The sequence below is a fragment of the Providencia sp. PROV174 genome, from assembly GCF_028480685.1.
GTDB lineage: Bacteria > Pseudomonadota > Gammaproteobacteria > Enterobacterales > Enterobacteriaceae > Providencia > Providencia rettgeri.
The window spans coordinates 303,222-310,138 of the sequence record NZ_JAMPOT010000011.1; the positions used below are offsets into that span (position 1 = coordinate 303,222).

Below are 6,917 nucleotides of genomic sequence, written 5' to 3' on the forward strand. Positions count from 1 at the left end.
AACCTCTTACATGTTGTTTTTGAATAAATTAGTCATTTTTCCAATGCACTTTGGCATCTTTAATAAAGGAGAGCGTTACCATGATGTTGACGAAAAAAAGTGGGCATCCTCCGGCAATTATCGCGGTTTGAATTGGTTTTAATCCGCCTAAAGCCAGCAAGACAATACCGATAACACCGACTAAGACAGACCAACCAATACGCACTAATAACGGTGGCTCATCGCCATCTTTCACTGCACGGCAAGTTGACATCGCGAGTGTATAAGAACACGCGTTGATCAGTGTCACGGTGGCGATAAAGCAGAGGATGAAGAAGCCCCAAATTGTTGCAGTGCTCAAAGGTAAAGCTGCCCATGTCTCAATGATGGCGCGTGCGACGCCGAACTCTTCAATCAGCTTTGGGATATTAATAATGTTTTGGTCTACCAGTTGTAGGGTATTACTGCCTAATATTGTCCAAATTAGCGTAGTTCCTGCCGTCAAGCCTGCTACCATGCCGATACACAGCTCACGGACGGTACGGCCTTTAGAGATACGTGCAAGGAAAATACACATTTGGATGGCATAAATTACCCACCACGCCCAATAGAATACGGTCCAACCTTGTGGGAAACCGCCTTTGCCGACTGCATCTGTATAGAACAACATGCGTGGCATATACATCATTAGAACCCCGATAGAATCGGTAAAATAGTTCACAATGAAGCTAGCTCCGCCAACAATAAATACCCATCCCAGCATCAAGAAACTCAGGTAGCTACGGACGTCACTGGCGATTTTCACCCCTTTTTGCAAACCAAAAGCCACACAAATTGCATTCAGGATAATCCAGCAGAAAATAATGATGGCATCGAGCTCAAGGGTATGAGGAATTCCAAACAGGTATTGAATACATTCGGTAACCAGTGGTGTCGCTAGCCCTAAACTCGTTCCCATTGCTAAAATCAATGCGACCAAGTAGAAGTTATCAATAATGGTTCCAAACCAACCATTTACGTGTTTCTCACCCACTAATGGAACCAGCGTACTACTTGGGCGAATAACATCCATTTTACGAACGAAGAAAAAGTAACCAAATGCGACAGATAAGAAGCTGTAAGTCGCCCATGGGAGCGGTCCCCAGTGGAATAAGCTATAGGCTAACCCGATATTTTTCGCTTCATTTGAATAAGGCTCAAAACCAAATGGAGGCGCAGATACATAGTAGAATATTTCAATCGAACCCCAGAAAAGTACAGCGGCTGAAGTACAAGATGCGAACATCATGAAAATCCAGCTTGCTCGGCTAAACTCAGGTTTTTCTTCCCCTAAGCGCTTCTTCGCATAAGGCCCTAAAATCAACCAAAACCAGCCACCAAACATGACAACCATATACCACTCAAATGCCCAGCCCCACACATTGGTGACATAGCTGAAAACTTGGTTGATAACTTCATTTGACGCATCTAAATCACGAACAGTTAACCAACACAGTAGTCCAACAATGATCAACGGTGGAAAAAAAACCTTCGGTTCTATTCCACCTTTTTTATTTTCTTTGCTCATAGTTCGATCCCAATTTATTATTTAATATATAAGCTTTAAAATAAATATTATTCTCAACACCTAACACTTACATTCATTTAAAACTTATATTTATTATTAAATCCCAATAAACCTAATTAAGTATTAATTCAAATTCTATCCAAATCATGTCTAGTCCCCATAAACAATTCTGTTATAAAGGTCACAATATTATTCGTGATAAATAATTGTTATTAACTTTAATAATTAAAACACCAATAAATACATAGAGATAAAATATTGTGTAACGTTAATGTTATTAAATACCTTCAGTATTGGTGATTCCAGTAGCAATATTGAACATTTCATTGATAACTAGATGATTTTTACAATATTGGTGAGTAGGGTATCAGTATGAATATTTAAACCCACTTTAATTTAAGGTTTTCAATATTGGTGACTTAGGTTTTATTTTTAAATATCCAGTTCATGATAATTATATAATCCGAAACCGAAACGGATCATATTTATTAATATTATTTTAGGAGATGTAATGAATATTATTACATGCTATAAATCTGTTCCTGATGAACAAGATATTATTGTAAATAGCGCAGATGGTTCTTTAGATTTTTCACGTGCCGATACCAAAATCAGTCAATATGATTTAAATGCAATTGAAACCGCTAATCAAATAAAAGCGCAGCAAGCTGACAGCAAAGTGATTGCGTTAAGTATTGGTGGTAAAGCGCTCACAAATATGAAAGCACGTAAAGATGTGCTATCGCGAGGCCCAGATGAGCTTGTTGTTGTGATTGATGACCAACTTGAGCATGCACTTCCCCATCAAACTGCCATTACCCTTGGTGCAGCAGCACAGAAAGTGGGCTTTGATTTAATTATTTGCGGTGATGGCTCCGCGGATCTCAATGCACAACAAGTGAGCATTTTATTAGGTGAAACGCTGCAAATTCCTGCCATTAATGGTGTGAAAAAAATTGTTTCTATCACAGCTGATACGGTCATTGTAGAACGTGAGCTAGAAGATGAAATTGAAACGCTATCCATGCCATTACCGGCCATTATCGCTGTAACCTCCGACATTAACGTTCCTGTTATTCCTTCAATGAAAGCCATTTTAGGTGCGGCTAAGAAACCTGTTCAAGCTTGGACGATGGCAGATATTGGCTTAGATAACGTTGCCGCATTATCGTCTCAATCTATCGCCGCACCGAAACAAAAAGTCCGCCAGCGGGTCATCATTGAAGGTGATGGCGATGACCAAATTGCGCAATTTGCTGAACATTTAAGAAAAATCATTTAATTGGAGGAGTTATGAGCAAATTATCAACCGTTTGGGTATTTAGTGATATGACTTCTCGCTTACCTGAACTTATCGGTGGTGCCCTCTCGCTTGGTGAGCAAGTGAATGTTTTCGCCCTTGATGAAGCACAAAGCTTACAAGCTTTCCAACTTGGCGCTTCACACGTTTTTCTATTAACAGGTAAACCCGATGACCGCATTATTGAAGACTACGCGGACACGATGGTTTCCACCATCAAACAACAAGGCGACAACGGTTTACTATTATTACCAAACACCCGCAGAGGAAAATTACTCGCAGCACGCTTAGGTGCCAAACTACAAGCGGCTGTTTCCAATGATGCTGCTGCAATCACAATTGAATCTGGAAAACCACTGATTAAACATATGGTTTATGGCGGCTTAGCCTTCGGCCAAGAAACCCTAGATAGCACATTTTCAATTACAACCCTTACCTCTGGTACATTTGAAGCGGCACCGAGTGATGCATCACGTAACGGCGCAGCTCAAGCTACACAATGGGTCGAACCAAAACAATCTATTGTACGTACCTCGATTCAGAAAAAAGCAGGTAGCTCAGTTGAATTAGATAAAGCACGCTTAGTTGTCAGTGTCGGGCGAGGTATTGGTAGCCAAGAAAACATTGCTATCGCCAAAACGCTTGCCGATACCATCGGTGCTGAAATCGCTTGTTCTCGCCCAGTCGCAGAAAATGAAAAATGGATGGAACATGAGCGCTATGTGGGTATTTCTAACTTAATGCTCAAACCTGAACTTTATCTTGCCATCGGCATTTCAGGGCAGATTCAACATATGGTCGGTGCGAATGGCGCACAAACGATCGTCGCTATCAATAAAGATAAAAACGCCCCTATTTTCCAATTTGCAGACTACGGGATCGTTGGCGATTTGTTCAAAATCTTACCTGCGTTAACGCAACAACTGGCGAAATAAACTTAATAACAGTGAGGCATTTTCCTCACTGTTTTAGTGACCTTGGAGAAACTATGTCCGATGATATTTTTGATGCAATCATTGTAGGCGCAGGTCTAGCTGGCTCTGTAGCTGCATTGGTGCTTGCCCGTGAAGGTGCGCAAGTTCTCCTAATCGAAAGAGGAAACTACGCGGGCGGCAAAAACGTAACAGGTGGGCGAATGTATGCCCATAGCTTAGAACGCATTATTCCAGGCTTTACCCAAGAAGCACCGCTCGAGCGTATGATCACACGCGAAAAACTGTCATTTATGACCGAAACTGGCGCTGTTACGGTTGATTTCCAAAATGGCTCAGAACAAAGCCCAGATGAAACGTCTTGGTCTGTACTACGCGGTAAATTAGATCCATGGCTAGTTGAACAAGCCGAAAATGCCGGAGCCCAGTGTATTACAGGTATTCGGGTTGATAAGTTAGTAGAACGCGATGGCAAGGTAGTTGGTGTTGAGGCTGATGGTGATGTACTTGAAGCTAAAGTGGTCATTTTAGCGGATGGCGTCAATTCACTGCTGGCTGAACAACTTGGCATGACTAAACGCGTCAATGCAGAACATGTTGCTGTTGGTGTAAAAGAGCTCATTGAGCTACCAAAAGATGTCCTAGCTAACCGTTTTAACCTTAAAGAAAAAGAGGGTGTTGCTTGGCTATTTGCTGGCTCACCAACCGATGGCTTGATGGGCGGTGGGTTCCTCTATACCAATGAAGACACGATTTCACTCGGCTTAGTTTGTGGCCTACACCACATTAAAGAGGCTAAAAAATCTGTTCCGCAAATGCTTGAAGACTTTAAACAACATCCGGCTGTTGCACCTTTGATTGAAGGTGGAAAAATGGTCGAATATGCCGCGCACGTCGTCCCTGAAGCGGGTTTAAAAATGCAATCAGAACTGGTTCGCGATGGTGTGTTAATCGCGGGCGATGCTGCGGGTATGTGTATGAATTTAGGTTTTACTATTCGTGGTATGGACTTAGCCGTTGCTTCAGGTGAAGCCGCAGCAAAAGCGGTACTTAGCGCAATGAAAACTGACGATTTCAGCAAACAAAATTTAAATCAATACCTCGCACTGCTCAACGAAGGCCCATTACGGGACATGAAAATGTACCAAAAAATGCCTGAGTTTTTGGATAACCCGCGGATGTTTTCTGCTTATCCAGAAATGGCGGTTGGTATTGCAAAAAAACTCTTCACTATTTCAGATGAAGCACCTGTTCCTTTACGTAAGACCATGTTACAACACGCGAAAAAAGTGGGCTTTATGAACTTGCTCAAGGATGGAATTAAAGGAGTCAGAGCAATATGAGTAATCCAGTCAACGTTGATGTCAAACTCGGTATTAATAAATTTAATGTCGATGAAGAAAACCCGCATATTGTGATAAAAGAGCATCCAGATATGAATGTGCTCGATACATTAACTAAAGCTTGCCCTGCGGGATTATATAAAAAACAAGAAGATGGCTCAGTACGTTTCGATTATGCCGGCTGTCTCGAATGTGGAACCTGCCGCATTCTTGGCTTAGATAGTGCATTAGAAAAATGGGAATACCCACGCGGCACTTTTGGTATTGAATTTCGTTACGGCTGAGTTATTTAGCATCGCTCTCGAAGCTAATAACTTCGAGAGTTTTCAAGCGTTTATTTGCGCTGATCAGGGATACATCCATAATGAAACCAAAAAGTTTTGATGATATTCAATTTTCCTCCGTTCACCGACGGATCATGCTGTGGGGTAGCGGTGGGCCTTTTCTGGATGGTTATGTATTAGTCCTGATCGGCGTTGCCTTAGAACAACTCACCCCCGTATTAAGTTTAAGTAGTGACTGGATTGGCTTATTGGGCGCTGCAACCTTGGCGGGCCTGTTCATCGGTACTTCTCTATTTGGCTATATTTGCGACCAAGTCGGTCGTCGTAAAATGTTTTTAATTGATATTGTTGCCATTGGTGCCATTTCAGTCGCGACCATGTTTGTCTCAACACCGATGGAGCTGCTTATCATGCGGTTCTTAATCGGGATTGTAATAGGTGCAGATTACCCAATTGCAACATCAATGATCACCGAATTTTCCAATACCAAACAACGCGCATTTGCTGTCGGGTTTATTGCAGCAATGTGGTATGTCGGTGCCACCTGTGCCAATCTCGTTGGCTATATACTATATGATGTAGAAGATGGCTGGCGCTGGATGCTTGGTAGCTCAGTGATCCCTTGTATTATTATTTTGATTGGTCGTTTTGATTTACCTGAATCACCTCTTTGGCTTATTCGCAAAGGGCGCGTTAAAGAATGTGAAAAAATGATGGAAAAGTTGTTTGGTCAACCCGTGATATTCGAAGCTGAAGAACAACAAAAAACACACTTTCTTCAATTATTCACTAAAAGGCATTTTTCCTTCGTCCTATTCACCGCCATTATTTGGACCTGCCAAGTGATCCCAATGTTTGCAATTTACACTTTTGGACCACAAATTGTTGGGCAGTTGGGGTGGGATCAAGGAAAAAACGCTGCACTCGGTAACGTAGTTATCAGCTTATTCTTTATGCTAGGCTGCTTACCTGCGATGTATTGGCTGAATAAAATGGGACGGCGACCATTATTGATTGGTAGCTTTGCCATTATGACCCTTGCACTTGCCATTCTTGGGTTATTCTCAAACCTTGGTATTTGCCTTGTGATTATCATGTTTGGGATTTACGCTTTTTTCTCAGGGGGACCCGGTATTTTACAATGGCTCTACCCTAACGAACTGTTTCCAACCGATATTCGTGCCTCTGCCGTTGGGGTCATTATGTCCATCAGCCGTATTGGAACCATTTTTTCAACATGGGCATTACCGCTATTTATCACTAAATATGGTGTCAGTTCGGTGGTCTTGATGGGTGCAGGCGTTTCTTTGCTTGGACTGATTGTTTCGATTTTATTTGCCCCAGAAACCAAAGGGTTAACCCTAGCACAAACCTCAGTGATGGGTATCCGGCGTGGAAAGAAGTAAAAGAAGCAAAAGAAGTTACTACGATAAACAATCACATCAAATACGCTAAATAATTCGTGCAGCACCAAGGCAGCAAGAGAAACTAATCCCTAGGAGCATACATAAA

6 protein-coding genes are annotated in these 6,917 nt (G+C 42.0%); 5 read left to right on the forward strand and 1 reads right to left on the reverse strand.

The features are described from left to right. Positions 1-28 precede the first annotated feature (28 nt). A complete protein-coding gene (gene caiT, locus PSE60_RS12325; RefSeq protein ID WP_004914596.1) occupies positions 29-1,546 on the reverse strand; it encodes an L-carnitine/gamma-butyrobetaine antiporter in 1,518 nt (505 codons plus the stop codon). Between the two features lie 511 nt (positions 1,547-2,057). Here caiT and fixA point away from each other — a divergent pair. The 5 genes from fixA (at position 2,058) to PSE60_RS12350 (ending at position 6,811) form a co-directional block, all read left to right on the forward strand. Continuing rightward, positions 2,058-2,828 (forward strand): putative electron transfer flavoprotein FixA, encoded by a 771-nt coding sequence (gene fixA, locus PSE60_RS12330; protein WP_109911882.1) that lies wholly within the window; start codon positions 2,058-2,060, stop codon positions 2,826-2,828. An 11-nt stretch (positions 2,829-2,839) separates the two neighbouring features. Beyond that, entirely contained in the window at positions 2,840-3,781 is a 942-nt protein-coding gene (locus tag PSE60_RS12335; RefSeq protein ID WP_272665588.1) for an FAD-binding protein, read from the forward strand. Positions 3,782-3,834: 53 nt separating this feature from the next. Continuing rightward, the gene (fixC, locus tag PSE60_RS12340) at positions 3,835-5,121 is read left to right on the forward strand and encodes an FAD-dependent oxidoreductase FixC (protein ID WP_272665589.1); all 1,287 of its coding nucleotides are present in this window, start codon (positions 3,835-3,837) and stop codon (positions 5,119-5,121) included. Continuing rightward, positions 5,118-5,405, forward strand: a complete 288-nt coding sequence (gene fixX, locus PSE60_RS12345; RefSeq protein ID WP_004914610.1) for a ferredoxin-like protein FixX — start codon at positions 5,118-5,120, stop codon at positions 5,403-5,405. Before fixC ends, fixX begins: the two co-directional genes overlap by 4 nt. An 80-nt stretch (positions 5,406-5,485) precedes the next feature. Further along, positions 5,486-6,811, forward strand: coding sequence for an MFS transporter (locus PSE60_RS12350; RefSeq protein ID WP_371032047.1), 1,326 nt, complete (start codon positions 5,486-5,488; stop codon positions 6,809-6,811). The last annotated feature ends 106 nt before the right edge of the window (positions 6,812-6,917 follow it).